The following is a 22,847-nucleotide window of genomic DNA, read 5'->3' as shown; positions in this document are numbered from 1 at the left end:
GCTCGCTTTCCTTTCAGGTACGCAGTGGCTTGATTGCCATGCTGGTATTCGGTGCCACGTCGTTGCTTTGCACACTGCTGGCCGGGCGGCTGTTCCAGTGCGGCAGCAGCACCAGCGCCGAGAACAGCGCGCAGCCAGCGAACACGATGAACACCGTGACGCCGTCGAAATACCCGGGTAGCAGCCCACCCAGCACCGCCCCCACCGAGCCGCAACCATTGACGAATCCGGCGGCAGTGGCACCGGCCTTGGCGGTACCGAAGTCGATGGCAGCTGCGCCGCTGATCATTGAGTCAGGCCCGTACAGGGTCAGGCCCATGACGAACAGCAAGGCCATCACCAGCATCACGCTACCGGTGTGCATGGCCGCCATGAACGCCGCCAGGGTCATGGTCAGCAGCACCAGGCTGATCACGCAGGCCGGCATGCGCCGGGCGCCAAACAGTTTGTCGGAGGCCAGGCCGATCATGATCGGACCAAGCAACCCCGCCAGCTCGAAGGCGGTCGGGATGATTGCTGCGCCGACCTTGCCTACTGAGGGCATCTGCTCGAACACGATCACCGGCCCCCACAGCAGGATGGCGTAGCGCGCCGGCTTCAACAGGAAGTACGCAAGCCCCAAAGTCAGCACCGTGCGGTTGCGCAGGATCTCCCTCAGCGGCGCCCACACGCTGCACAGGTTGTCGGCCGGGGCCATGCTCTGCGGCTCGGGTTCCACCGCCGGCAGGCCGACATCCTCAGGCTTGTTGCGCTGCAGGAAGAAAAACAGCACGGCCACCAAAGCCACCACGGCGGCACTGGAGAAGAACGCTGCGTGCCAGGTACCCACCAGGGTATAGGCCCACCACCCCGCGAACGGTGAGGCCACCAGGCCGCCGAAGGCATAGCAGGAACTCCACAGGCCCAGTACCCGCCCACGCTGCGAGGCCGGGAAGAAGCTGCCGATGTTCTTGCACAAACCGGCCCAGCCGGTGGACTGCGCCAGGCCCTGCACCAGCATGCAGGTGGCAAAGATCGGGAAGGTGGCGTAGCTGCCCATCACCACCGCTGCCACAGCGGAAATCAGCAACCCGCCAAGCACCACCACCCGCGGGCCGAAGCGGTCGGCGAGCATGCCCCAGGTAAACTGGCCCACGGCGTAGGCGGCCAGGTAGATGGCGTCGAGGTTGGCCATGGCGGCCTTGTCGAGCATGAAACTTGGGTCTTCAGCGATGCCCAGCTTGGCGACCGAGAAGGCTTTGCGGGTGAAGTAGAAGGCGGCGTAGGCCAGCCAGGTGATGGCGAAAATCTGGATGCGCCAGCGTTTGAACGCGGCTAGGGATTGATTCATGTGTGTCTGACCTCTTGCTCAAGTGTGCCGGCAGAATGTGAAGAAACGCCTGTCTTGTTCTTGTGTTACGCACAGCGATGACGAGGCTGTCATCGGGTCAGGTGGCGCCGTGTGGGCACCAGGGCCCTGGCGGCATTCGTGATGCCGGCACCGGGCTGACATCTATGGAAACAGTTGCGCTAAGATAAATAAAATCGATTTATCGTATTACACACATAAGCCAAGCTTGTTACTGAGGTCAGCCATGTCGGTTTCCCACGCTCAACTCAAAGCCTTCCATGCGGTGGCCGTGCACGGCAGCTTTACCCGCGCTGCACAAAAGCTGTTCCTGACCCAGCCAGCAGTGTCGGACCAGGTGCGCAAACTGGAGGAGCGCTTCGGCGTATTGCTGTTCCACCGCAACAAGCGTTCGGTGCAACTCACCGACCTTGGCGAGCGCCTGCTGGGCATCAGCCAGCGCCTGTTCGCCTGCGAGGCCGAGGCCCAGGAGCTGCTGCACGATTCGCGCGCGCTGCACACCGGCAGCCTGGTGCTGGCAGTGGATGCCCCGGTGCACGTGCTGCCGCAGGTCGCCCGCTTCTGCCAGCGCTACCCGGGCATTCAGGTGAAGATCGAAACGGGCAATACCGACGAATCGCTTGCGCGGCTGTTCAGCTATCAGGCCGACCTGGCCCTGCTCGGGCGGGATGTCGACGATGAACGCCTGCATTGCCTGCCGCTGCGCCGCGACCCGATGGTGGCGTTTGTGTCCCACCATCACCCCTGGGCCAGCCGTGGCTCGATCAGCCTGGCCGACCTTGATGACATGCCACTGGTGCTGCGCGAGCCCGGCTCGGTGACGCGACAGACCCTGGAAGAAGAGATGCAACGCGCGGGTTTGCGGATTCGCCCGGCGATCCAGGTGGAAGGCCGCGAAGCGGCGCGGGAAGCGGTGGTGGTGGGGATTGGCGTGGGCGTGGTGTCAGCGGCGGAGTTTGGCGCCGATGCGCGGGTGTGTGCGTTGCCGATCGTGGATTGTCAGCGGCATTTGACCGAGACGCTGGTGTGCCTGAGCGAGCAGCGTACGCGGCGTGTCGTGGCGACCTTTTTGCAGGTGGTCGAGGAAGGGTTGTAAGCCTGTACCGGCCCTTGTGCTGCGAAGAGGCCAGTGCAGGCCACCCGACTATGCTGGGTTAACTTCACCCCCCGGGCACACTAACCATGCTCTACCGCTTTGCCGCCGACACCCTGGTCCTGCTGCACCTGGCCTTCATCCTGCTAGTGCTGTTCGGCGGCCTGCTGGTGCTCAAGTGGCGCCCTGCCCTGTTAATCCACTTGCCGGCCCTGGCCTGGGGCCTGGCGGTGGAGTGCCTGCACCTGGGCTGCCCGCTCACCACCTGGGAAAACCGCATGCGCAGCGCAGCCGGGGGCGCAGGCTACCAGGGCGGCTTTGTCGAGCACTACATCTGGCCGCTGATCTACCCCGCCGGGCTGACACCGCATACTCAATTGCTGTTGGGCAGCATCGTGCTGCTGCTCAACCTGGGCATCTACAGCTACGTGGCCTGGCGCTGGCGCCGGCCTAGCGGGTAGCGATCACGAACAACCGCGGGAACGGCAGCAGCACCTTGCCATCGGTGGCCGGCGGGTAGTCGCGCTGCATGGCCTGCAAGTACATCTGCAGGAAGTCCGCCTGCTCCTGCTCATCAAGCCTGGCCAGGTAAGGCCGCAACGCCGAACCCTTGAACCACTCCACCACCGCTTCGGCGCCGCCCGCCAAGGGGTGGTGATAAGTGGTCCGCCACACATCCACCCGCGCACACAGCGGGCTGAGCAAGTCGTAGTAGAACGCCGCATTGTGCCGTGGCGGCAACTGGAAATCGGCGAATTTCGCCGCCCAGGGGCCTTGGCTGGCAATCTCGCGCAACTGCCGGTGAGCCGGTTCGTCGAGGTTGTCGGGGGTTTGCACGGCCAGACTGGCGCCTTCGCTCAACTGACGCACCAGGTGCGGGTATAGCGAGGCGTGGTCAGGTACCCATTGCAGAGAGGCATTGGCCAGGATCAGGTCCTGCGGCTCGGGGGCAGACCAGCCGGCAATGTCGGCGATGACCGTCCGTACCCGCGGGATGCGCAGCCGTTTGCGCTCGCGGGCCTTGTCGATCATGTCCGGGTCGCTGTCCAGCGCGGTCACCTGGGCATCGGGGTAGCGTTGCAGCAACACCTCGGTGGAATTGCCCGGGCCGCAGCCCAGGTCGGTGGCATGGCGCACCGGGCGTGGCGGGATGGCGGCGAGCAGGTCGCGCACCGCGCGGGTGCGTTCGTCTTCGAACAGGGAATACTGGTTGGCGGACCAGGCCATGTGGGGCTCCTTTTGGGCGGGCAATGTGCCTAGCATATGCCATCTGTCGACTGTGAGGGCCCTATCGCCGGCAAGCCAGCTCCCACAGGGACAGTGCAACACTTGAAGGCGATGATGCCCTTGTGGAAGCTGGCTTGCCGGCGATGAGGCCGGAACTGACTGCCTATGCGTGGAGTCAGTCCATGTATGCGCATGCCCATGAAGCCCTACATCGCCCTCGCCATCCTGGCCCTCATCGGCACGGCCGCCCTGCTCGGCTCGCCGTGGATGAGCCAGCGCTTCCACATGCCCGCAGACAAAGCCCAGGCCCAACAACGCGAAACGGCCGGGTCCCCAAGGGAGCCGGCCGTTTCCAGACACGAGTGACGCTTAGTGCTGCTTGCTGCTGCCAGAGCGGATCTGGTGCACCACGCCCATTGCCACCACGACTGCCGCCGCGATACCGGTGGAAATCACCAGGATCTGGTAGTCAGGCATGAAGGCCATGGTTACCAGGGCGGCCACGATGAACGCGATCACCAGGTAGGTCAGCCACGGGAACAGCCACATCTTCAGGCGCACTTCCTTGCCTTCGGCAATCAGCTTGCGGCGCATGCGCAGTTGCGAGAAGGCAATCACCAGGTACACCAGCAGGGCGATCATGCCGGTGGTGTTCATCAAGGTATCCAGCACGTCTTTCGGGCGCAGGGTCTCGCTGAAGTTGATCAGCGCACACACCACGGCCACGGCGCACGAGCCCATGATCGCGTATACCGGTACACCGGTGCCGGCACGGGTGATCTTGAAGAACGACGGCGCATCGCCACGCTGAGCCAGGGAGAACAGCATGCGCGAAGCGGTGTAGTGGCCCGAGATCAGGCAGCTGCTCACCGAAGTCAGCACCACGAAGTTCATCAGCAGCTCGGCATACGGCACGCCCAGCAGTTCCAGGGTACGGCGATATGCGCCATAGCCGGAAACGCCCAGGTGCGGGTCGTTCCACGGTACCAGGCAGACGATCAGGAAGATCGAACCGACGTAGAACAGGCACACACGCCATACCACCGAGTTGGTGGCCTTGACGATCTGCGCGGCCGGGTCTTTGGCTTCCGAAGCTGCGATGGTGACAATTTCGGCGCCCAGGAAGGCGAACATCACCCCAAGCAGCGCACCGATCACGGTGGTGATGCCATTGGGCATGAAGCCTTCGGCGGTGAGGTGGCTGATGCCACGCACTTCACCGAACTGCCACACGTTCATCACGGCAGCGGTACACACGATCAGGAAGCAGACGATCGCGATCACCTTGATCAAGGCGAACCAGAACTCGAACTCACCGTAGTGCTTGACGTTGAAGAAGTTGACGGTGATCAGCAGCAGGGTCGTGGCCAGCACGAACACATTGACGCTAACGTCGGGGAAGAAGCCATGCAGGATCTTGCCCGCCACATAGGCTTCCCAGGCCATGAGGATGACCCAGTACCACCAGTACAGCCAGCCAATGGTGAAACCGGCCCAGCGGCCAATGGCGCGGTCGGCGTAGGTGGAGAACGAGCCGGTGTCTGGCGAGGAAGTCGCCATTTCACCCAGCATGCGCATGATCAGTACCACCAGGATGCCGCCCGCCAGGTAGGCCAGGACAGCGGCTGGGCCGGCGCTGTGGATCACGCTGCCGGAACCGACGAACAAGGCGCCGCCAATTACCCCGGCGATCGACATCATCGTCAGGTGGCGCGACTTCAGCGAGGCACTGAGCTTGCTCTCGTGCCCGCCTTTCGCGGTGGTGGTTGTGGATGTTGCGTCCATCAGTTGTGTACCCCGTGCTTCTTTTTATCCAAGGAAAACCGTGAAACCCCGATGGCTGGCGGTTTCACCTGTACATCAGTGCTAATGCGGGCAGGATGGTGTGAACGAACACACGCAGGCCCTCCATGGCGGCCTGCTGACGCGCCCCAGGACGACTGCCTGAAGCGAACTGAACATGCTTTATGTGGCGATATCCGACACCTAATGTAAAAATGTCCGACGCAGAGAGCCATGCACAGTGGCATGAATCTCGCACTGCACTGTACAGGTCGCCCTTGCAGTACACCCTGCAGACGCCAGGCGATACGCACCCTGAAGGCCCCGAATGTTCGAATTACATCCAGACTCCTCCACCCCGCTGGTCAACCAGATCATCGACGGGTTGCGTGAGTTGATCGACAACCAGACCCTGAAGCCGGGCGCCAAGGTGCCGTCTATCCGCGCCTTTGCCGCGAGCTATTCGGTGAGTACTTTCACCGTGGTCGAGGCCTATGATCGCCTGGTCGCCCAGGGCCTGCTGGTGAGCCGTGGCAATGCGGGGTTCTTCGTCAACCGTGCGGCGGGCGAACTACTGGAACGGCACAATACCGAGGCCGACGCCAGCCGACCAACGTTCAACTCCGAGTGGTACCTGCAGCAGATCTTCGAGATCCGCCAGTTGCCCTTCAAACCGGGGTGCGGATGGCTGCCTAACGACTGGATGTACGAAGAAGGCCTGCGTCGGGGGCTGCGCCAGGTGGCGGGTAGCCCGCTGGAACTGTCGGGCTACGGCGACCCCATGGGTCTGATGGAGCTGCGTACGCTGACTGCGCAGAATTTGCAGCAAGAGCTTTCCATCGTCGCCAACCCGGCGCAGCTGATGCTCACCCACGGCGCCAGCCAGGCCCTGGACCTGGCCGCACGCACCCTGGTGCGCCCTGGCGATGTGGTGCTGGTGGACGACCCCGGCTACCCCAACCTGATGAGCATCCTGCGTACCCAGGGCGCGACGCTGGTCGGCGTGCCACGCACCCCGGCCGGCTACGACCTGAACCAGCTGGAACAATTGCTCACCCACCACCGCCCGACGGCGTTCTTCACCCAGCCGCACCTGCACAGCCCGACCTGCTCACGCACACCGCTGCCGCAGTTGCATCGCCTGCTGCAGCTGGCCAGCCAGCACGGCTTCCGCCTGGTGGAGAACAACCTGTACGCCGACATGGTCGCCGAGCCGCAGCCATGCCTGGCCAGCCTCGACCACCTGCAGCAGGTGGTGTACGTCGGCAGCTACTCCAAGAGCATTTCGCCCAACGTGCGGGTCGGCTACATGCTGGCCAACCCCGAGCTGATGCAGAAACTGCTGCACCTGAAAATGCGCTCAGGCCTGACCACCTCGCAGGTGATGGAGCGTGTGGTGTACGCCGCGATCATCGACGGCCGCTGGCGCAAGCACCTCAAGCGCCTGCGCCAGCGGCTGGCCGAGGCGCATCAGGAAGTTGGCCGACATCTGCATCGATTGGGCTTCGAACTGTTCACCGAATCGGATGAAGGCATGTACATCTGGACCCGCCACCCGGCGATTCCGGACAGTGCCGCATTGCTGGATGATGCGCTGGAGAAAGGCATCATGCTTGGGCCTGGGCAGTTGTTCATGGTCGATGCCAAAGCGACCGGGTGGATGCGCTTCAATGTGGCGTTCAGTACCGACCCGGCGATGTGGGAGTTGCTGGAGAAGGTGTTCGTCAAGCATGTGCGCCGGAGTGGGATGTAGTTCGCCACGACGTCTTCACGCTTGCTCCTCTCGCCCCTAGGCTCTGTACCGCAAACACCGCATGGAGCAAGCCAGTGAGACCATGGCGGCATAACTTTTCGCGAGCTTGTCGAAGCGGGTCACGATCCGGCGGTTCTCTTTCAGCCAGCCGAACATGCGCTCGATGATGTTGCGCTGTCGGTATTTTGGCCGGTCAAACAGTCTTGGTAAGCCAGGCTTGGGCTTGCGCTTCATCGAGCGCAGCGGGATGACGGGTTGCATTCGATATTGGTCGCAGTAGCGGCGTAGCGCTTCGGCGTCGTAGCCCTTGTCGGCGAGCAGCCATTTGCAGCGGTTGCGCGGGCGGCCACGTTGGCTCGATGGAATGCTGACCTTGTCCAATAGTGGTTGTGCGTAGCTGATGTCACTGGCTTGAGATATATGGCAACACACCTCTATACAGCCTGCTGAACTACTCATTCCTGAGCTACCTGACAACATTCATGACATCGCGCTTAAACATGTGTCTTTCGAATCCCCGTTCCGGATTCATGCCAATCTCGACACGTATACACTTACGGATAAAGCAAATGCTACTCATGCGGAAAAAGAGGTACCCGTACGCCCTCTGATAATGGACAAAGAAAGCAATAGCTACACATCGATCCCATCGAGTGACTTCCCAATCAGGCTTAGTTTTTCCATTCACACCGAAAGTGGACCATCAACTACAACCCCCAGTATCCCGATACCCTCTGATCCCTATGAAGGTGTTAACCTCAGACGAGCATGGACAGAAGCGACACCACTCCCTGCCCATGAGCCACCAAATTACAAAGACTGCATCTACTGCTTTCCGCCAGAGTCTGGCCTACCGCCACTGTACGTAGTTTTCAATTCTCCCTATCCCGGCGCGACAACCATAGGGATTTACAGCGGACGTCCCTATAACCCGGAAAAAGCCGGGGGGGCAATCGAACGACTGGATTGGAGAAAGGCCCTATCCACGACGTAGTTAAAAACGAATCCCCTACGGATGTGATTTTATTTCTCACCAGAGGTAATGGCATCTCCCACCCGCACATAGACAGGCTTTATACCCAGAACAATTGGATTCACCTAGGTGACTGCATGGCCCTCATCGAACTGACCAGAAAAATGACGAGCGACGGCTTGATTGAACAAAAAGCCGGCGGATATGTGAAAGGTCCAACATGGAGCGCACCAACATTCATGCTCGAGAATAAGTATACTTTTAATCAAAGTTGATGGCCCAAGTCGAATTCTAGCGTTGCGGACTTATTCACAAATACATTTGCTCATTGCCCCTACCAAAAACTCGAAAACCGCAGTTCAGGGGCGGCAGCTACACCACAGCTGCCGCCCCTAGAGCTGCACACATCAGTCATCTCCCTGTTTGAGACACCCCGCCCGTGCCAGCACAGCGTTCAGCAGTACATCAGCGCCTTGTCGGGCATCATCAGGCAGCACGTCCTCAGCCTCGTTGTGGCTCAGTCCACCGACGCAGGGGATGAACACCATCGCCGTCGGGCAGTACCGCGCCAACAGGATGGCATCGTGACCCGCCCCGCTGACAATCGATTGCTGCGCATAACCAAGGCCGTCCACCGCTTGCTGCACGGCAGCCACGCAGTCGGCATCGAACGGGGTCGCCGGGCTCACCCAGTGGCGCTCGATACGCACTTGCAGGCCACGCTGGCTGGCGATGGCTTGCAGCTTCAGGGTCAGCTCGCGCTCCATGGCTTCGATGGCCTCGTCGCGGTGGTGGCGCAGGTCGACCGTGAACTGCAGCAGGCCGGGAATGGTGTTGCGCGAGGACTTGGCAATGGAGAGCTCACCTACGGTGGTCAGGCCTTCGGGGGCAAAGTCCGCTGCCAGTTGCTCAACGGCCTGGATCATCCGCGCGGTGCCGTACAGCGCATCCTTGCGCAGCGGCATCGGCGTGGTGCCGGCGTGTGCCGCCATGCCCTCGACCGTCACGTCCAGCCAGCGGATGGCCTGGCCACCACTGACCACGCCAATGGCCTTGGCGTTGTCTTCAAGGATCGGGCCTTGTTCGATATGCGCCTCGAAATAGGCATCCACCTCGCCGCCCAGCGGGCGTTGGCCGTCGTAGCCGGTGCGGTGCAGCTCGTCGGCGACGCTGACGCCATCGGCATCGCGAATGGCCAGCGCCTCGGCCAGCGCGAGGCTGCCGGTGAACACCGCCGAGCCAAACATGGCCGGGGTGAAGCGCGCGCCCTCCTCGTTGGTCCATACGGCAATTTCCAGCGGCTTGCGGGTCTGGATGTCCAGATCGTTCAGGCGGCGCACCACCTCCAGGCCGGCCAGCACGCCATAGACGCCATCGAAACGGCCTCCTTCAGGCTGGGTGTCGAGGTGGCTGCCCATCATGACCGGGGCGGCATGCGGGTCACTGCCGGCACGGCGGGCGAACAGGTTGCCGATGGCATCTACCGACAGGCTAAGGCCCGCTTCGCGGCACCAGTGGCTGAACAGTTCTCGGCCGGCTTTGTCCTCGTCGCTGAGGGCCAGGCGGCAGTTGCCGCCGCGGGCGGTGGCGCCGACTTCGGCCATGGCCATCAGGCTCGCCCACAGGCGTTCGCCATTGCTTTTCAACATATGCGGGTACTCCAGAATAGTTGGGGTTCGATCAGGCCAGTTCCAGGCGCTGGCTACGGGCGTACTGGCGCGCCAAGGCGAGCACGCAAACCAGTGAAATGGTGGCGATCAGGGTGTAGAAGGCTGCCATCGGCCACCATTGGCCGCTGAAGGTATGAGCCAGCCAGGTGCCAATCAGCGGGGTCAGGCCGCCAGCGATCGCGCCGCAGATCTGATAGGCCAGAGAAATGGCGGTGTAGCGCACGCGGGTTGCGAACATGCCGCTGACATAGCCGGCAATGACCGCGTAGAAGGAAGCCATGCAGGCTGCGGCCAGGGCGATGCCAAGCACGATCAACGGGCCCTGGCCCGAGCTGACCAGCACGAACATCGGGTAGGGCGAGGCCATCGCCAGCAGCGCAACCAGCGCCAGGAAGCGCGTCGCGCCGACCTTTTCCGACAGCCACGCCGCCAGCGGCTGCACACAGAGCTGGATGATCGCCACAAAGAACAGGCATTCAAGGATCAACGAGCGCTCCAGGTGCAACTGCTGGGTGGTGTAGCTGATCATGAAGGTATTGGTGAAATAGACCCCGGCAATGCCCAGGGTGTTGGCGCCGATGCACAGCAACAGCGGGCGCCAGGCGGTGCGCAGCACTTCAAACACTGGCGCCTGCTCCTTGCGCCGGGCCTTTTGCGCCTGCTCGCGGCTGGCGATGAACTCGGGTGACTCATTCACCCCCAGGCGAATCGCCAGGCCCACCAGCAGCAGCAACGCGCTGGCCAGGAACGGCACGCGCCAGCCCCAGCTCATCAGCTCGTCTTCAGGCAGGCGGGTAACCGCGCCAAAGGCCAACAGCGACAGAATCAGGCCAGCCGGGCTGCCCAGCTGGGCGAACGAGGCGAAGAAGTTACGCCGGCCCTTGGGCGCATGCTCACCCGCCATCAATACCGCCCCGCCCCACTCGCCGCCCACGGCAATGCCCTGAACGATGCGCAGCAGGATCAACAGCACCGGCGCGGTGGCGCCGATCTGCGCGTAAGTCGGTAGCAGGCCGATGCACACGGTAACGATGCCCATCATCAGCAGGGTGATGACCAGCGACTTCTTGCGGCCGATTCGGTCGCCCACGTGACCGAAGACGATGCCGCCCAGCGGCCGGGCGAAGAAGCCCACGGCGAAGGTGCCGAACGCGGCCATGGTGCTGAACAGGCTGTCGTCAGAGGGGAAGAACAAGGCACCGAACACCAGGGCGGCGGCGGTGGCGTAAATGTAGAAGTCGTACCACTCGATCATGGTACCGATGAACGCGGCGGCGGCTGCACGGCGCGGCTGGGCGGAAGCGGTGGGGTTCATGGGGGCTCCTTTGCTTGTTGTTCTGGCAGGAGTTGCTGGGACACGGTGGCGCTCTAGTGGCGCTTGGCCTGCTGGTTCGGTGCTGGTTTCTTCGCGGGCGTGCCCGCTCCCACAGGGATCGCACGATGTCTGCTGACAGTGCAGAACCTGTGGCAGCGGGCACGCCCGCGAAGAAGCCGACGCCGACGCACCAGGCTTCAATGCATGCGATTTATCGGCCCGGGGCTATGATTAGTCAATTTTCTATTTATTATTCGAACTATTAACCACGCTTATCATCGAGCCCCCGCCATGTCTGACCGCCTGCTCAACGACCGCCTCGACTGGAACCTGCTGCGCACCTTCCGGGTCATCGGCCAGGAGCTGTCCATCAGCCGCGCCGCCGCCCGCCTGCACCTCACCCAACCGGCGGTAAGCCAGGCGCTCAAGCGCCTTGAAGAGCAGCTCGGCCGCCAGCTCATTGCCCGCCGCGGGCCGCGCTTCGTGCTGACAGAAATGGGCGAGCAGCTGTTCCAGCTCGCCGGCGAGGTGTATGGGCAAATGTCGCAGATCGGCGGCTTGCTGGAGCAACCGGCAGACGAAGTGGTGGGCAAAGTGCGCCTGCTGATGATCAGCCGCATCGTCAGCGAACGCTTCGACAACTTCCTCGCCGACTTCCACCGCCAGCGCCCGCGAGTGGAACTGGAAATCGACGTGATGCGCAGCTCCGACATCGTCGCCGCCCTGCAGGAAAAAACCGCCACTGCGGGCCTTAGCCTCACCCGGCGTGCACAGCCTCGGCTGGAACAGCAGCTGTTCCTGCGCCAGCGCTATGCGTTTTTCTGTGGCAAGCACCATGCCTTGTTCGGCCAGGCCGAAGGCGACCTGCAACGGGAGAACTTCGTCAGTTTCACCAGCGACCAGATTGGCGGCATGTTGTCGCCGCTGACCATTTTCCGTGACCTGCAAGGGTTTGCGGGGCGGATCGTGGCCTCATCGCCAAGCCTTGAGGAAGTACGCCGGCTGGTGATCGCCGGATTCGGCATCGGCTGCCTGCCCGAGCATGTGGTGGCACCGGATGTCGAAGCGGGGTTGCTGTGGAAGCTGCCGCCGCAGGAAGGGATTGCCGATGTGGATATTCACCTGTTGTGGAACAAGGAACAGCGGTTCAGCCGGGCGGAAGAGGTGTTTATCGAGGCGTTGCAACAAAGCCTAGGCTAACAAAAAACCATCCCGGCTTACCCCACAAATAGGTACCTGGCAGAACATCGGCAAGCACTAGACACAATAATGGCCAATTAGTAGCATCGATCCAACTGGACACTACGGACAATTTCAGACATGGATAGCACTGCAGGAGTCATTCAACGCCCACACCATCAACCTATCCGCCAATCACTCACTTGGGAAGAGGCATGGAAAGGTCCCGATGAGGGCTTGATTCGGTGCTGGGAGATTGGTCGTGAACGGGCCCTGGCTCAACCTGACCTTGCCCAACACTGTGCCAATGGCGCACTCCCTGTTCTTGGTTGGAAAGGCGGACATGATCGCGCATTGAAAAAAGCCATGAAGTTCGGGTCTTTCAAATACCTGGCCCAATGGCAGGGCCTTCGTGGCGAAGATCTGCTCATCGACGTACGATCAGAAATCACCTTGAGCTGTAATCACACGGGCATGATCACCACATTTACACCGGACCAGGCAAAATATGCCGACGCTGTGATTCTAACGGAATAGAAACGAGGAGCAGGGAATGGTCGATCTTTACCAGGAGTTTCAGAACAGCCGCTTTTTCCACGAAGCGCGAATCGCACAGCGATCAGTTGATGCACTGATTGGCATCGCTGCCGGCCTGACGGCTGACAATCAAGTCAATCAACAAGAGGCTGAGTTTCTCAGGGGATGGATGGAGCAGCAGCTCATTCATCTCGAAGATCCGGTTATCAATTTATTGTACCGTCGCCTGAGTGACATGCTTCAGGACAATGTGCTGGATGCCACCGAGTCAGCTGAACTGCTGGAGCTTTTGCAACAGTTCACCGGCGAGCCACGTTGCAGCGACAACCCCTTCTCTTCGCCCTCCACATTGCCACTTGATTGTCCCGAACCGACACTGGAATGGAGAGACCGCACTTTCCTGTTTACCGGGACAATGGCTTACGGGCCTCGCAAAGATTGCGAAGCACTGGTGATAGAGCGTGGGGGGGCAGTCGCCGCCGGGGTCAGCAAGAAGATCCACTACTTGGTCATTGGCAGTATTGGCAATGACCAATGGCTGCATAGCAGTTATGGCACGAAGATCAAGAAAGCAGTGGAAATCAGGGAAGCCGGCGCGAACATCGCGATCGTGAGCGAAGCGCATTGGCAGCGCGCAGCTTTTGGCTGACGCGAACACGTGATGGGGCTCAGCGCTTCTGAGCGGCGCGATAGACCTCGCTGCGCTCGCGCTTGCCAACCGACACCACCACCACAACGATACGCTCATCCTCGACCCGATAGACGAGGCGATACCCGCAGGCCTTGAGCTTGATTTTGTAGTGGTTCGGCAGGTCGCGCAGCGCGTCGGCCTGCACCTTGGGGGATTGCAAACGCTCGCCGAGTTTTTTCTTGATCTGTTCGCGAACGGTGTGGCCCAGCTTGCCCCACTCCTTTAGCGCTGAAGGCAGGAATTCGAGCTTATAGGTCATCCAGAGACACCGGTACGCCTTTTTCCCCCAGCCTGGACTTGGCCAATTCACTCAATTCGAGATCTTCCAGGCGCTCCATCATGGCCTCATACAGCTCGGCCGGTACCATGTATCCCATCACGCGATTATGGTTAAGCACTGCGACGGGCATGCCCGCAGCTCCGGTCATTACAGCAGATGGGTTCTTTTTCAGTTCCGACACGCTTACGGTCACGTCAGCAAAGATGTTCTGCATTTTTTCGCCCTCGAATCAGGACCATATTTTGGTCCATATATAGGACACAAACAACCCTGTATTGTTCAGAGACGGCAGTGCTCGATCAGCTCGTCACGGCTGCCGCCAACGCCCCAGGGCTTGATCACGCCAACTTCACGCAGGCGGGTCAGCGGGCAAAAGGCCCCCGGACCAGGTCTCGACCCAGTGGAAGTCCGTCTTTTACTGACTGAACGTGCTTCACTTGGATGGCTTGCATCACTGCAACTCACTTACAGGAGCCATCCCATGAACATCGACCTCGGCGGACGCACCGCCATCATCAGCGGCTCGACCGGCGGTATTGGTCTGGCCATCGCCCGTGGCCTGGCCCGCGCCAATGCCGACGTGGTCATTGCCGGCCGCAGCCAGAAGTCGCTGGACGCCGCCCTCGCCGAAGTGCGCAAGCAAGGTGGCCGTGGCCAGGTGCACGGCGTGGTCGCCGACCTGGGTACCGCCGCCGGTGCCGAAACCCTGTTCACAGCCCACCCACGGGCCGACATCCTGGTCAACAACCTGGGCATCTACGACGACGTCGACTTCTTCGAGGTGGACGACAGCGAATGGGCGCGCTTCTACGACACCAATGTGCTCAGCGGTGTGCGCCTGGCACGCCACTATGCCCCGGGCATGGTCGAGAACGGCTGGGGGCGGATCCTGTTCATTTCCTCGGAATCGGGTGTCGCCATCCCTGCCGACATGATCAACTACGGCGTGACCAAGGCCGCCAACCTGGCCGTCTCCCATGGCCTGGCCAAGCGTCTGGCCGGCACCGGGGTTACCGTGAACGCAGTGCTGCCGGGCCCGACCCTGACCGATGGCGTGACCGCGATGGTGGCCGATGCAGCCAAGGCTTCCGGGCGCAGCATTCGTGAAGAGGCGGACAACTTCGTACGCACCGCGCGGCCAAGCTCGATCATCCAGCGCGTCGCCGATGTCGATGAGGTTGCCCACCTGGTGGTATACCTCGCCTCCCCTTATTCCTCCGCCACCACCGGCGCGGCCCTGCGGGTCGACGGCGGCGTGGTCGACAGCCTCGCTATCTGAATTCAACTGGAGGCATTCGGGGAGAACTTGGATCCCATTCTATGAGAGGGTATGCTGAGCAATAGCTATACGCCACTATCCAGGCAGGTTTGACGCCTGCCTTCAAGGACGAAGCCTTTGCCCAGCCACCCTACCCGCCACACCATTGCCCGCCAGTGGCAGCTGCTCAAGTTGCTGCCCGGCCGCCACCCCGGGATGAGCTCTACCCAGTTGCAGGCCGCCCTGACAACCGTGGGCCATACCACCAGCAAACGCACCGTCGAACGCGACCTGGTCGAGCTCGCCGCGTTGTTCCCGTTGCAGTGCAACAGTAAAGGCATGCCTTATGGTTGGTACTGGCAACCCGGCCTGAGCCTGAGCGAAGCGCAGCAGCTGCAACCCGACGTGCTTACGCCCCCGGCCCAGGTTGAACTGCATGCCTGGGTCGATGACGCGCTGGCCTTGTGCCTGCAGCAATCACCCCTGTCAGCAGACATGCAACTGACGCCGCAAGCGAGCGGCGGCGCCACGCTGGTGGCCACTGTTGACGACAACCGGGCGCTGATGGGCTGGCTGCTGTCCCAAGCAGGTTCTATCCGCATCCAGGCCCCGCAGGCACTGCGCGTGGCCATGCTCGAACAGTTGCGCCAGAGCCTGGCGCTGCACGAGGGTAGTTATTGACCGGCAGGCAAAAGTCATTGTCCCACGGGCCGCTTTTTCCCCAAGCCTGCCCTGCGCAGAATTCGCTCCTGACAACGCATTTTTCAGGAGTACTCGATGACATGCTTCAAGCCCTTGCTACTGGCCGTCGCCCTGGCGACCACTGCCCAGGCCACTTTGGCAGCCGACTGGCAGACCTCGCCCTACGGCAAACAGGATGAAATCGGCGCCGCCAACCTGCTCACCCCAGAGGTGGTCAAGCAGGCTGTCGGCCTGGTCAAGACCGGCAAGACCTACCCCCTGGCCGTGCCCGTGAGCAAGGACTTGCCGGCATTCCGCCACCGCAGCTTCCACCTTTACAACATCCAGCCCGGCGAACAGGCGGGCCAGACCCTGGGCCGCAACAAGTTCAGCTTCAACGATGAACTGGTCAACGGCTGGACCGGCGTCGGCACCCAGCTCAACGGCATCGGCCATATCGGCATCGACAACGTCTACTACAACGGCAACAAGGCGGCCGACTTCGTCACCGTCGAAGGCGTGACAAGGCTGGGCGTGGAGAAAGTACCGCCAATGGTCACCCGTGGTGTGGTGCTGGACATGACGGCCTACTATGGCAAGGCCATCGTCCCGGGCGGCACTGCGTTTACCGTCGCTGACATCAAGGCCGTGCTGAAGAAACAAGGCATTACCCTGCGCAAGGGTGATGTGGTGCTGTTCAATACCGGTTGGCTGGAGCTGATCGGCAAGGAAAACCAGCAATTCCTTGCCACCGAGCCAGGGATCGACCTGCCGGCGGCCGAATGGCTGGCGGACCAGGGCATCGTCGCCTTTGGTGGCGATACCTGGGCCTCCGAGGTGTACCCGAACCCGAGCGGCGAAGAGTTCCCGGTCAACCAGTTCATGCTGGCCAAACGGGGTATCTACAACCTGGAACTGATCGACACGCGTGCGCTGGTGCAAGACAAGGCGTTCGAGTTCCTGTTCGTGCTGGGGCAGCCGCTGTACAAGGGCTCGACCCAGGTGAACATCAACCCGGTGGCCATTCACTGATCGCCGGACTGGCTGGCTTTCGAAATGGGGGCCGCTTGCGGCCCCGGCAATCTCAGAGGAAAGTGAACACTTGCGAAGCCGGCAACCGTGACTTGTTCAGCCCGGCGTTGAAGTCCGATTCACTGCGATAACCCAGGCTGAGGATCACCACGCTGGTAAAGCCACGCTCACGCAAGCCCAGCTCGGCATCGAGGATCTTGCTGTCAAAGCCCTCGATGGGTGTTGCATCCAGGCCATGTGCCGCAGCCCCCAGCAATGCCGTGCCCAAGGCCAGGTAGGTCTGCTTTTCCATCCAGTGCTGCACATCCTTATGGTCGTAGCGATGCAGGTTCACGTAGTGACGGCGGCTCTGGTTCTGCCCGGCACGCGCCTGTTCGTCACGGAAACGGCCATCGGCGGCCTCTTGATCGAGCACCGCATTCAGGTGCGCTTCGGTCATTTCGGTGCGGGTGCAGAACACGATCACGTGCGAGGCATCGAGCAGCTTCGGCGTGTTGTAGGCGTAACCCTCAGTCGTGCTTTTTGCCAGGCGGGCTTTGCCTTCGGCAGTATCGGCGACAATGAAGTGCCACGGCTGGGAGTTGACCGAGGACGGGCTGTGGCGCAGTTGTTCGAGCAGGGCATCGACAGTGGCCTGGGGAATGCGGCGCGAGGCATCGTAGGCTTTGGTGGTGTAGCGGCGCTTGGCCAGCGAGACGGTATCCATGCAACAACTCCGTGAATGAACAGTGGATTTGTCGCGTATCTTATCTTTCCCGCAGAAAAGAAAAACCGGCACAATGCAGCAACACTTTCATCATCGGAGTGAAAATGCTGCGCATCGCCGACCTCGAACTGTTTGCCCGCAGCAGCGTACTGGGCAGCTTCACTGCCGCCGCCCATGAAGCCGGCTTGCTGCCGGGCCAGGTGGCCGCAGCAATCAAACGCCTGGAGCGCGACCTGGATGTGCGCCTGTTCGCCCGCACCACTCGCAGCCTGCGCCTGACCGCCGAGGGCGAGCGCTATCTGCCCACCGCGCTGAATGTGCTGGAAAGCCTGCGCCAGGGCCATGAAGACCTGCATGGCAACCCTAATACCCTGCGCGGCACCCTGCAGGTGTCGGCACCTTCCGACATGGGCCGCAACATGCTGCTGCCCTGGCTCAGCGCCTTCCGCCGCGAGCACCCGGCATTGCAACTGCGCTTCTTCCTGTCCGACCAGATTGCCGACCTCAACCGCGACCCGGTGGATGTGGCCATCCGCTATGGCCTGAACCAGGATGCCAACTACATCGCTCTGCCATTGGCCGACTGGAACCGCAGAGTGCTGGTAGCATCGCCCGACTACCTGGCCCGCCACGGCCGCCCGCTCAGCCCCGACGCCCTGCAGCAACACGCCTGCCTGCTGTACATGCAGCACAACCGGGTATACGACAAGTGGCAGCTGGGCAACCGTACCGTGCAGGTGCGCGGGCCGCTGGTCAGTGACAAGGCGAAGGCATCGTCTACAAGTCGTGGCTGGATGTCAGCGCCAACATTGCGGCCGGTGAACTGGAAATCGTCCTGCCCGAACTGCTCGGCGAACCTACCCCGGTCACCTTGGTATGCCCGCATCGCAAGCAGCTCACACCGGCGGTTTCGCAATTGCACCTGTGGCTGCGGGAGCGCTTCGAGGCCCTGCGTGATCGGGCACTGACCAACGGCTGCACAATCGTTCCAGACTGAGCCGAAGGGTTGCGCTAAGGTAGCCATTTAAGCCAACGGCACACGTTCATGAGCAACTGGATCGACCTCAAGCAAGACGCCGATAGCGGCATCGAGTCGGTCCGTGCACATTTTGTCGGGCATGCCTACGACCCGCACTGGCACGACAGCTTCCTGGTCGGCGTGACCGAACAGGGCGTGCAGCAGTTCAATTGCCGCCGGGTGCGCCACCGCAGCACGCCGGGGCAGGTTTTCTTGCTCGAACCTGGCGACATCCACGATGGCCTGGCGCCCACCGAAGAAGGCTTTACCTATTCCACGCTGTACCTGGAGCCCGCGTGGCTCGACCAACAGTTGCGGGCGCTGTTCGAGCACGCCCCGGGCGACAGCCTGCCCAGCTTCGCCGATACCCTGTGCCACGACGAACACCTCGCCCGGGCCACCGCCCTCGCCTTCCAGTCCGTGCACGACCAGGACTTGCGCATCGTCCGGCAAACGGCCATGGACGACCTGCTTGCCTGCCTGACCCGCCACATGCACTGGCGCCGACGCATCAACCCCGACCCACGCCTGCCGCTGACCGCCCAGCGCGCACGGGATTTCCTGCACGCCAACCTGGAGCACGACATCGGCCTGGAAGACCTTGCCCAGGCCTGCGGCATCGACCGCTTTCGCCTTACACGTGCATTCAAGGCCGCATTCGGCATTGCACCGCATGCCTACCTGATCCAGCTGCGCCTGGCCCGGGCGCGGCGCCTGCTCGCCCTGGGCCAGACGCCTGCCGAAGTGGCCGTGGCCTTGGGCTTCGCCGACCAGAGCCACCTGGGGCGCTGGTTCCGTCGGGCCTACCGGCTGACCCCTGCCGACTACCGCAGGCGCTGCTCAAACCTTCCAGACTGATCGCCTGCGGGCGGCGAGCATGGTGCTTCGAATTTCCGGAGCCATGAACCATGTCGCAGTCGTTGTTGCCCTTCATTCTGTTCGCCCTGGTGTCCAGCATCAGCCCGGGGCCGACTAACCTGTTGATCCTGGCCCATGGCGCGCGCGCGGGTTTGCGCGCGAGCCTGGCGCCAATCGTTGCGGCCTGTGGCGCAGCGGCGGCGATCGTGTTGATGGTGGGTCTGGGGCTGGGTGAACTGCTGCTGCGTCACCCCTTGGCCCAACAGGTGATGAGTTGGGCGGGAGTGTTGTGGCTAAGCTGGCTGGCGTGGAAGATGCTGCGCAGTGCCGCCGCACCGCTGCAAGCGGCCACGGCGCAAGGGTTCAGTGCTTTGAGCGCCGCAGCGTTGCAGGTGGTGAACCCCAAGGTGTGGTTGATGGCCGTGGCGGTGGTCGGGGTGTTTGCCGCGCCTTCGTTGCCGGTGTGGCAGTTGGCACTGGTGTTTTTACTCATAGCCCTGCCGTGCATGGCAGCGTGGGCAGTGCTGGGGGTGGGCAGCGCCCGCTGGTTGCAGGCACCGCGCCGGTTGCAGCTGTTCAACCAGGTGTTGGCGGCGGTGCTGTTGATTTCTGCCTGGGCTGCCGTACTGGCTTGAACGCCAAGCAGGTGCCCCACAGGTCTACAGGGGGAGCGGCCTTGGGTCAGTGTGTCAGCGCCTCCCGGAAGCGCCGCGTGCTGGCAACAGCCAGTACCAGCCCGACCACCGCAACGCTACCGCCCACCAGGCCGATATCGGCCACGTCCATCTGGCTGCTGACGATACTGCCCAGCAGCGCACCGCCACCAATCCCGATGTTGTAGATACCCGAGAACAGCGCCATGGCCACATCGGTGGCATCGGATGCCAGCTTCAACGTCTTGGACTGCAGCGACAGGCTGAAGCTGAGGATCGCCACACCCCAGAACATGCTCAGCACCGCAAACGCATAGAAGTTGCCCGACAGCGGCAACATCAGCAACAGGCACGCGGCGAGCAAGCCAATCGAGCCCACCAGAAAGCCATGGGGGAAACGGTCGCTGTAGCGGCTGAACAGCAACGAACCGAATACCCCGGCACCGCCGAACAGCAGCAACAAGAGCGTGGTGCGCTCACCGCCAATCTGCGCCACGTGCAGGGCAAACGGTTCGATGTAGCTGTAGGCGGTGAACTGAGCGGTGATCACCAGCGTCACCAGCAGGTAGGTAATCACCAGCGCCGGGCGCTTGAACAGGATTGGCAGGCTGCGCAACGAGCCCGAGTTCTGGCTGGGCAGCAGCGGCAGCGACTTCATCAGGCACAGCATGGTGGCCAGCGCGACCCCGGCAATGCTGAGGAAGGTCACGCGCCAGCCCAGCGCCTCACCCACCACGCGCCCCAGCGGAATGCCCAGAACCATGGCCAGGGTGGTGCCGGTAGCCAGCAGGCCCAGCGCCTTGGCTTGCTGGCCAGGTGGCGCCACGCGCACTGCCAGCGAGGCGGTAATGGCCCAGAACACCGCATGCGACAGGGCAATGCCGATTCGGCTGACCAGCAACATGGCAAAGCTCTGCGACAGCCACGACAGCAAGTGGCTGACGATGAACACCAGGAACACGAACAACAGCAGGCGCCGCCGTTCGATGTTGCGGGTCAGCAGCATCATCGGCAGCGAGGCCAGCGCCACCACCCAGGCATAGATGGTCAACATCAGCCCCACTTGGGCGGTGCTCATGTCGAAGCTGCGGCCAATGTCGCTGAGCAACGCCACCGGGACGAACTCGGTGGTGTTGAAGATGAAGGCCGCCAGGGCCAGGGCGATGACGCTCAGCCAACTGCCGCTGCCCGCCGTGGGCGGCATGTGGGTGGGTATGGGTCCGTTCATGGGTGGAAAACGCTTCTCCGCAGACAAGGCAACAGTTCGCACGCCAGCCACCCGCTTGCAGGGGTGCCGACGTACGCGCTGTTATTGATAGGAATGCACGGCATGGTACGCGTCAACCCGGGGCCTCACAACCGCAAGGCAGGCAGAAGGAGTACCATGCGCGCTTTGTGTGAAACGCGCGTGCAACAAGGAGCCCGATCCGCTCATGGACAAGCAGCACCCCCAGCAGCAGTGGCAGCAGGCAGTCACAGCCTATGCCCAGGCCGTCAACGACTACGTCGCGCAGGGCCGTGCGCAAGGCTGGGACAATCTTGAAGAGCCTCAGGCGCCAGCCACCGGGCACCTGCTGGACGCCTGGCTGGCAGCCCTGCAGGCAGCCAATTACCCTGGCGCCGACGAACAACAGCGTCGAGCCTTCCGCGAGGCCTGGCCGCCTGCGCACCACCCCCTGGTACCGTTGCTCGAAGACCACGGCCAAGGCATCAGCAATGTCCTGCTGCTGGAGGATGGCAGCCTGCTGGCACGCATCGGCATGCCTTACGACAAGGGCCAAGTGGTGCGTATCGGACACCAAGGGGTAACCCCGGTCATCGGTATCGAACACTTTGGCCGCTGCCCGGCCCGTCGCTACTTCGCCCTGGCCAACGCCGAAGGCGTGCGTGTGACCGATGGCTGGGGCGGCCCACACGTGCAGCGCCTGGCCTGGCCCACGGGGCTGGAGGGGTTGCCGCCAGGTTACCCGTTCGAGCCGTTCGACCTGCCGCCCACCCCGACCGCGCTGATCCCCTTCCCGGATGGCCAGCGTGTGCTGCTGGTGAGTGCCGAAGGTATCTTCGTGCTGTCCACCCAGGGTGCGACTCGCCTGCTGCCGCAGCAGACACGCGTGCTCGATGAGCTGGCCGAAGGCACCGACCCGGACGACATCAGCCTGGGGCTGAGCATGGAGCATGGCGCGGTGTCGGCGGATGGCCGGCTGATCGTGGTGGGTGAGCAAGGCAGCCGCCACCTGGTGCTGGACGCGCAACTCAGGCCGCTGGCGGACATCGGCCCTGGCAGCGAGTACCCGCACTTTGCGTTGTTCAACCGCACCGGTAACCATCTGGCCCTCAATGCCTGTCATTTCTACAGCGGCGCCACGCTGGGCGTAAACGTCGCCGATTTGCCGGGGCTGGAGACCGACTACTACAGCCAGGACCCACGTACCCCACTGCTGCAGGATGGCGCGCGGGTATACGCCGGGGTGGCGCGCGAGGGCGAGTACATTGTGGGTGATGCCTATGGCTACCTGCGGGCGTTTGGCGAGGACGGTACGGAGCACTGGCAGCATTACCTGGGCTCGACCATCAGTGCGATGGATATCAGCGCCGACGGGCAAACGCTGGTGGCGGCCAGCCACGCGGGGGTGGTGTCGGTGATTGCGCTGGATAGCGGGCGACCTGAATGGCAGATCGGCACCGGGGCACATGGCGAGGTGCGGCGGTGGTTGTTCTGGCGGGGGTGGGACAAAGCGATGGTCTGGTAACAGAACCAGGATCTTTTGCAGCCTGTACTGGCCCCTTCGCGGG

The 22,847-nt window shown here is 62.5% G+C and carries 25 protein-coding genes and 1 pseudogene; 16 read left to right on the top strand and 10 right to left on the bottom strand.

Going from position 1 to position 22,847, the window contains the following annotated elements; translation table 11 throughout:
* Nucleotides 1-13 precede the first annotated feature (13 nt).
* On the bottom strand, nt 14-1,330 hold the full coding sequence (locus WF331_RS07010; RefSeq protein ID WP_284362665.1) for an MFS transporter: 1,317 nt from the start codon (nt 1,328-1,330) through the stop codon (nt 14-16).
* Nucleotides 1,331-1,574: 244 nt separating this feature from the next.
* Between WF331_RS07010 and WF331_RS07005 the strand changes: the two genes are divergently transcribed.
* Both WF331_RS07005 and WF331_RS07000 read left to right on the top strand, forming a co-directional pair.
* The gene (locus WF331_RS07005) at nt 1,575-2,444 is read left to right on the top strand and encodes a LysR substrate-binding domain-containing protein (protein ID WP_016500405.1); all 870 of its coding nucleotides are present in this window, start codon (nt 1,575-1,577) and stop codon (nt 2,442-2,444) included.
* Nucleotides 2,445-2,530: 86 nt separating this feature from the next.
* Nucleotides 2,531-2,902 carry a DUF2784 domain-containing protein gene (locus WF331_RS07000; protein WP_016500406.1) on the top strand — a complete coding sequence of 124 codons (372 nt, stop codon included), beginning with the start codon at nt 2,531-2,533 and terminating at the stop codon, nt 2,900-2,902.
* On the opposite strand, the gene tam is transcribed toward WF331_RS07000, so the two are convergent.
* Nucleotides 2,892-3,668, bottom strand: a complete 777-nt coding sequence (gene tam / locus WF331_RS06995; protein WP_016500407.1) for a trans-aconitate 2-methyltransferase — start codon at nt 3,666-3,668, stop codon at nt 2,892-2,894. The genes WF331_RS07000 and tam overlap by 11 nt on opposite strands.
* A 186-nt stretch (nt 3,669-3,854) precedes the next feature.
* Between tam and WF331_RS06990 the strand changes: the two genes are divergently transcribed.
* A complete protein-coding gene (locus WF331_RS06990; RefSeq protein WP_340622757.1) occupies nt 3,855-4,034 on the top strand; it encodes a hypothetical protein in 180 nt (59 codons plus the stop codon).
* Nucleotides 4,035-4,037: 3 nt separating this feature from the next.
* Here WF331_RS06990 and WF331_RS06985 read toward each other — a convergent pair whose 3' ends face one another.
* Nucleotides 4,038-5,453 (bottom strand): amino acid permease, encoded by a 1,416-nt coding sequence (locus WF331_RS06985; RefSeq protein ID WP_016486018.1) that lies wholly within the window; start codon nt 5,451-5,453, stop codon nt 4,038-4,040.
* Between the two features lie 325 nt (nt 5,454-5,778).
* Here WF331_RS06985 and WF331_RS06980 point away from each other — a divergent pair, with 325 nt between their 5' ends.
* A complete protein-coding gene (locus WF331_RS06980) occupies nt 5,779-7,203 on the top strand; it encodes an aminotransferase-like domain-containing protein (protein ID WP_340622756.1) in 1,425 nt (474 codons plus the stop codon).
* Between the two features lie 36 nt (nt 7,204-7,239).
* On the opposite strand, the gene WF331_RS06975 is transcribed toward WF331_RS06980, so the two are convergent.
* Nucleotides 7,240-7,662 (bottom strand): IS5 family transposase, encoded by a 423-nt coding sequence (locus WF331_RS06975; RefSeq protein WP_340622755.1) that lies wholly within the window; start codon nt 7,660-7,662, stop codon nt 7,240-7,242.
* Here WF331_RS06975 and WF331_RS29265 point away from each other — a divergent pair.
* Both WF331_RS29265 and WF331_RS29260 read left to right on the top strand, forming a co-directional pair.
* On the top strand, nt 7,622-8,197 hold the full coding sequence (locus WF331_RS29265; RefSeq protein ID WP_445324410.1) for an S-type pyocin domain-containing protein: 576 nt from the start codon (nt 7,622-7,624) through the stop codon (nt 8,195-8,197). The two genes, WF331_RS06975 and WF331_RS29265, sit on opposite strands and share 41 nt — an antisense overlap.
* Nucleotides 8,198-8,313: 116 nt before the next feature.
* Nucleotides 8,314-8,451 (top strand): hypothetical protein, encoded by a 138-nt coding sequence (locus WF331_RS29260; protein WP_445324383.1) that lies wholly within the window; start codon nt 8,314-8,316, stop codon nt 8,449-8,451.
* A gap of 132 nt (nt 8,452-8,583) precedes the next feature.
* Here WF331_RS29260 and WF331_RS06965 read toward each other — a convergent pair whose 3' ends face one another.
* Together WF331_RS06965 and WF331_RS06960 are read right to left on the bottom strand one after the other, a co-directional pair.
* Nucleotides 8,584-9,825: a Zn-dependent hydrolase gene (locus tag WF331_RS06965; RefSeq protein WP_174370818.1), complete on the bottom strand. Its 1,242-nt coding sequence runs from the start codon at nt 9,823-9,825 to the stop codon at nt 8,584-8,586.
* A gap of 31 nt (nt 9,826-9,856) precedes the next feature.
* The gene (locus tag WF331_RS06960; RefSeq protein ID WP_049275511.1) at nt 9,857-11,161 is read right to left on the bottom strand and encodes an MFS transporter; all 1,305 of its coding nucleotides are present in this window, start codon (nt 11,159-11,161) and stop codon (nt 9,857-9,859) included.
* A gap of 291 nt (nt 11,162-11,452) precedes the next feature.
* On the opposite strand from WF331_RS06960, the gene WF331_RS06955 reads away from it, so the two are divergent.
* The 3 genes from WF331_RS06955 to WF331_RS06945 all read left to right on the top strand — a co-directional run bounded on the left by WF331_RS06955 (nt 11,453) and on the right by WF331_RS06945 (nt 13,526).
* Nucleotides 11,453-12,361: a LysR family transcriptional regulator gene (locus WF331_RS06955; RefSeq protein ID WP_016500416.1), complete on the top strand. Its 909-nt coding sequence runs from the start codon at nt 11,453-11,455 to the stop codon at nt 12,359-12,361.
* 120 nt (nt 12,362-12,481) lie between these two features.
* Nucleotides 12,482-12,877 carry a hypothetical protein gene (locus WF331_RS06950; RefSeq protein ID WP_115283715.1) on the top strand — a complete coding sequence of 132 codons (396 nt, stop codon included), beginning with the start codon at nt 12,482-12,484 and terminating at the stop codon, nt 12,875-12,877.
* Between the two features lie 16 nt (nt 12,878-12,893).
* The gene (locus WF331_RS06945; RefSeq protein WP_016500418.1) at nt 12,894-13,526 is read left to right on the top strand and encodes a BRCT domain-containing protein; all 633 of its coding nucleotides are present in this window, start codon (nt 12,894-12,896) and stop codon (nt 13,524-13,526) included.
* A gap of 19 nt (nt 13,527-13,545) precedes the next feature.
* On the opposite strand, the gene WF331_RS06940 is transcribed toward WF331_RS06945, so the two are convergent.
* Nucleotides 13,546-13,827 carry a type II toxin-antitoxin system RelE family toxin gene (locus tag WF331_RS06940; RefSeq protein ID WP_016500419.1) on the bottom strand — a complete coding sequence of 94 codons (282 nt, stop codon included), beginning with the start codon at nt 13,825-13,827 and terminating at the stop codon, nt 13,546-13,548.
* Nucleotides 13,817-14,062 carry a type II toxin-antitoxin system Phd/YefM family antitoxin gene (locus tag WF331_RS06935; protein ID WP_016500420.1) on the bottom strand — a complete coding sequence of 82 codons (246 nt, stop codon included), beginning with the start codon at nt 14,060-14,062 and terminating at the stop codon, nt 13,817-13,819. The genes WF331_RS06940 and WF331_RS06935 overlap by 11 nt, the downstream gene beginning before the upstream one ends.
* 267 nt (nt 14,063-14,329) lie before the next feature.
* On the opposite strand from WF331_RS06935, the gene WF331_RS06930 reads away from it, so the two are divergent.
* From WF331_RS06930 to WF331_RS06920, 3 genes are all read left to right on the top strand, one after another.
* Nucleotides 14,330-15,127: an SDR family NAD(P)-dependent oxidoreductase gene (locus WF331_RS06930; RefSeq protein WP_059395093.1), complete on the top strand. Its 798-nt coding sequence runs from the start codon at nt 14,330-14,332 to the stop codon at nt 15,125-15,127.
* 117 nt (nt 15,128-15,244) lie between these two features.
* On the top strand, nt 15,245-15,787 hold the full coding sequence (locus WF331_RS06925; protein ID WP_284362685.1) for a WYL domain-containing protein: 543 nt from the start codon (nt 15,245-15,247) through the stop codon (nt 15,785-15,787).
* Between the two features lie 96 nt (nt 15,788-15,883).
* Nucleotides 15,884-16,819: a cyclase family protein gene (locus WF331_RS06920; RefSeq protein WP_284362687.1), complete on the top strand. Its 936-nt coding sequence runs from the start codon at nt 15,884-15,886 to the stop codon at nt 16,817-16,819.
* A 52-nt stretch (nt 16,820-16,871) separates the two neighbouring features.
* On the opposite strand, the gene WF331_RS06915 is transcribed toward WF331_RS06920, so the two are convergent.
* Nucleotides 16,872-17,525, bottom strand: coding sequence for an oxygen-insensitive NAD(P)H-dependent nitroreductase NfsB (locus WF331_RS06915; RefSeq protein ID WP_016500424.1), 654 nt, complete (start codon nt 17,523-17,525; stop codon nt 16,872-16,874).
* Between the two features lie 104 nt (nt 17,526-17,629).
* On the opposite strand from WF331_RS06915, the pseudogene WF331_RS06910 reads away from it, so the two are divergent.
* From WF331_RS06910 to WF331_RS06900, 3 genes and pseudogenes are all read left to right on the top strand, one after another.
* Nucleotides 17,630-18,522: pseudogene (locus tag WF331_RS06910) on the top strand (LysR family transcriptional regulator).
* Between the two features lie 48 nt (nt 18,523-18,570).
* A complete protein-coding gene (locus WF331_RS06905) occupies nt 18,571-19,401 on the top strand; it encodes an AraC family transcriptional regulator (protein ID WP_016500425.1) in 831 nt (276 codons plus the stop codon).
* A gap of 50 nt (nt 19,402-19,451) precedes the next feature.
* Nucleotides 19,452-20,036: a LysE family translocator gene (locus WF331_RS06900; RefSeq protein ID WP_258656400.1), complete on the top strand. Its 585-nt coding sequence runs from the start codon at nt 19,452-19,454 to the stop codon at nt 20,034-20,036.
* A gap of 46 nt (nt 20,037-20,082) precedes the next feature.
* Here the strand turns inward: WF331_RS06900 and WF331_RS06895 are convergent, their stop codons facing one another.
* Nucleotides 20,083-21,282, bottom strand: coding sequence for a sugar transporter (locus tag WF331_RS06895; protein ID WP_041167785.1), 1,200 nt, complete (start codon nt 21,280-21,282; stop codon nt 20,083-20,085).
* Between the two features lie 205 nt (nt 21,283-21,487).
* Here WF331_RS06895 and WF331_RS06890 point away from each other — a divergent pair, with 205 nt between their 5' ends.
* Entirely contained in the window at nt 21,488-22,804 is a 1,317-nt protein-coding gene (locus WF331_RS06890; protein ID WP_340622754.1) for a hypothetical protein, read from the top strand.
* Nucleotides 22,805-22,847 lie beyond the last annotated feature (43 nt).

Source organism: Pseudomonas sp. YNh (genome assembly GCF_037993085.1).
GTDB lineage: Bacteria > Pseudomonadota > Gammaproteobacteria > Pseudomonadales > Pseudomonadaceae > Aquipseudomonas > Aquipseudomonas putida.
Note: the sequence above shows the minus strand (reverse complement) of the source record. Positions and strands in the feature narration are given on the sequence as shown.

Coding starts and splice junctions, on each gene's coding strand:
- WF331_RS07010 (WP_284362665.1), bottom strand. CDS start 1,330: ATGAATCAATCCCTAGCCGCGTTCAAACGCTGGCGCATCCAGATTTTC.
- WF331_RS07005 (WP_016500405.1), top strand. CDS start 1,575: ATGTCGGTTTCCCACGCTCAACTCAAAGCCTTCCATGCGGTGGCCGTG.
- WF331_RS07000 (WP_016500406.1), top strand. CDS start 2,531: ATGCTCTACCGCTTTGCCGCCGACACCCTGGTCCTGCTGCACCTGGCC.
- tam (WP_016500407.1), bottom strand. CDS start 3,668: ATGGCCTGGTCCGCCAACCAGTATTCCCTGTTCGAAGACGAACGCACC.
- WF331_RS06990 (WP_340622757.1), top strand. CDS start 3,855: ATGCGCATGCCCATGAAGCCCTACATCGCCCTCGCCATCCTGGCCCTC.
- WF331_RS06985 (WP_016486018.1), bottom strand. CDS start 5,453: ATGGACGCAACATCCACAACCACCACCGCGAAAGGCGGGCACGAGAGC.
- WF331_RS06980 (WP_340622756.1), top strand. CDS start 5,779: ATGTTCGAATTACATCCAGACTCCTCCACCCCGCTGGTCAACCAGATC.
- WF331_RS06975 (WP_340622755.1), bottom strand. CDS start 7,662: ATGAGTAGTTCAGCAGGCTGTATAGAGGTGTGTTGCCATATATCTCAA.
- WF331_RS29260 (WP_445324383.1), top strand. CDS start 8,314: ATGGCCCTCATCGAACTGACCAGAAAAATGACGAGCGACGGCTTGATT.
- WF331_RS06965 (WP_174370818.1), bottom strand. CDS start 9,825: ATGTTGAAAAGCAATGGCGAACGCCTGTGGGCGAGCCTGATGGCCATG.
- WF331_RS06960 (WP_049275511.1), bottom strand. CDS start 11,161: ATGAACCCCACCGCTTCCGCCCAGCCGCGCCGTGCAGCCGCCGCCGCG.
- WF331_RS06955 (WP_016500416.1), top strand. CDS start 11,453: ATGTCTGACCGCCTGCTCAACGACCGCCTCGACTGGAACCTGCTGCGC.
- WF331_RS06950 (WP_115283715.1), top strand. CDS start 12,482: ATGGATAGCACTGCAGGAGTCATTCAACGCCCACACCATCAACCTATC.
- WF331_RS06945 (WP_016500418.1), top strand. CDS start 12,894: ATGGTCGATCTTTACCAGGAGTTTCAGAACAGCCGCTTTTTCCACGAA.
- WF331_RS06940 (WP_016500419.1), bottom strand. CDS start 13,827: ATGACCTATAAGCTCGAATTCCTGCCTTCAGCGCTAAAGGAGTGGGGC.
- WF331_RS06935 (WP_016500420.1), bottom strand. CDS start 14,062: ATGCAGAACATCTTTGCTGACGTGACCGTAAGCGTGTCGGAACTGAAA.
- WF331_RS06930 (WP_059395093.1), top strand. CDS start 14,330: ATGAACATCGACCTCGGCGGACGCACCGCCATCATCAGCGGCTCGACC.
- WF331_RS06920 (WP_284362687.1), top strand. CDS start 15,884: ATGACATGCTTCAAGCCCTTGCTACTGGCCGTCGCCCTGGCGACCACT.
- WF331_RS06915 (WP_016500424.1), bottom strand. CDS start 17,525: ATGGATACCGTCTCGCTGGCCAAGCGCCGCTACACCACCAAAGCCTAC.
- WF331_RS06905 (WP_016500425.1), top strand. CDS start 18,571: ATGAGCAACTGGATCGACCTCAAGCAAGACGCCGATAGCGGCATCGAG.
- WF331_RS06900 (WP_258656400.1), top strand. CDS start 19,452: ATGTCGCAGTCGTTGTTGCCCTTCATTCTGTTCGCCCTGGTGTCCAGC.
- WF331_RS06895 (WP_041167785.1), bottom strand. CDS start 21,282: ATGAACGGACCCATACCCACCCACATGCCGCCCACGGCGGGCAGCGGC.
- WF331_RS06890 (WP_340622754.1), top strand. CDS start 21,488: ATGGACAAGCAGCACCCCCAGCAGCAGTGGCAGCAGGCAGTCACAGCC.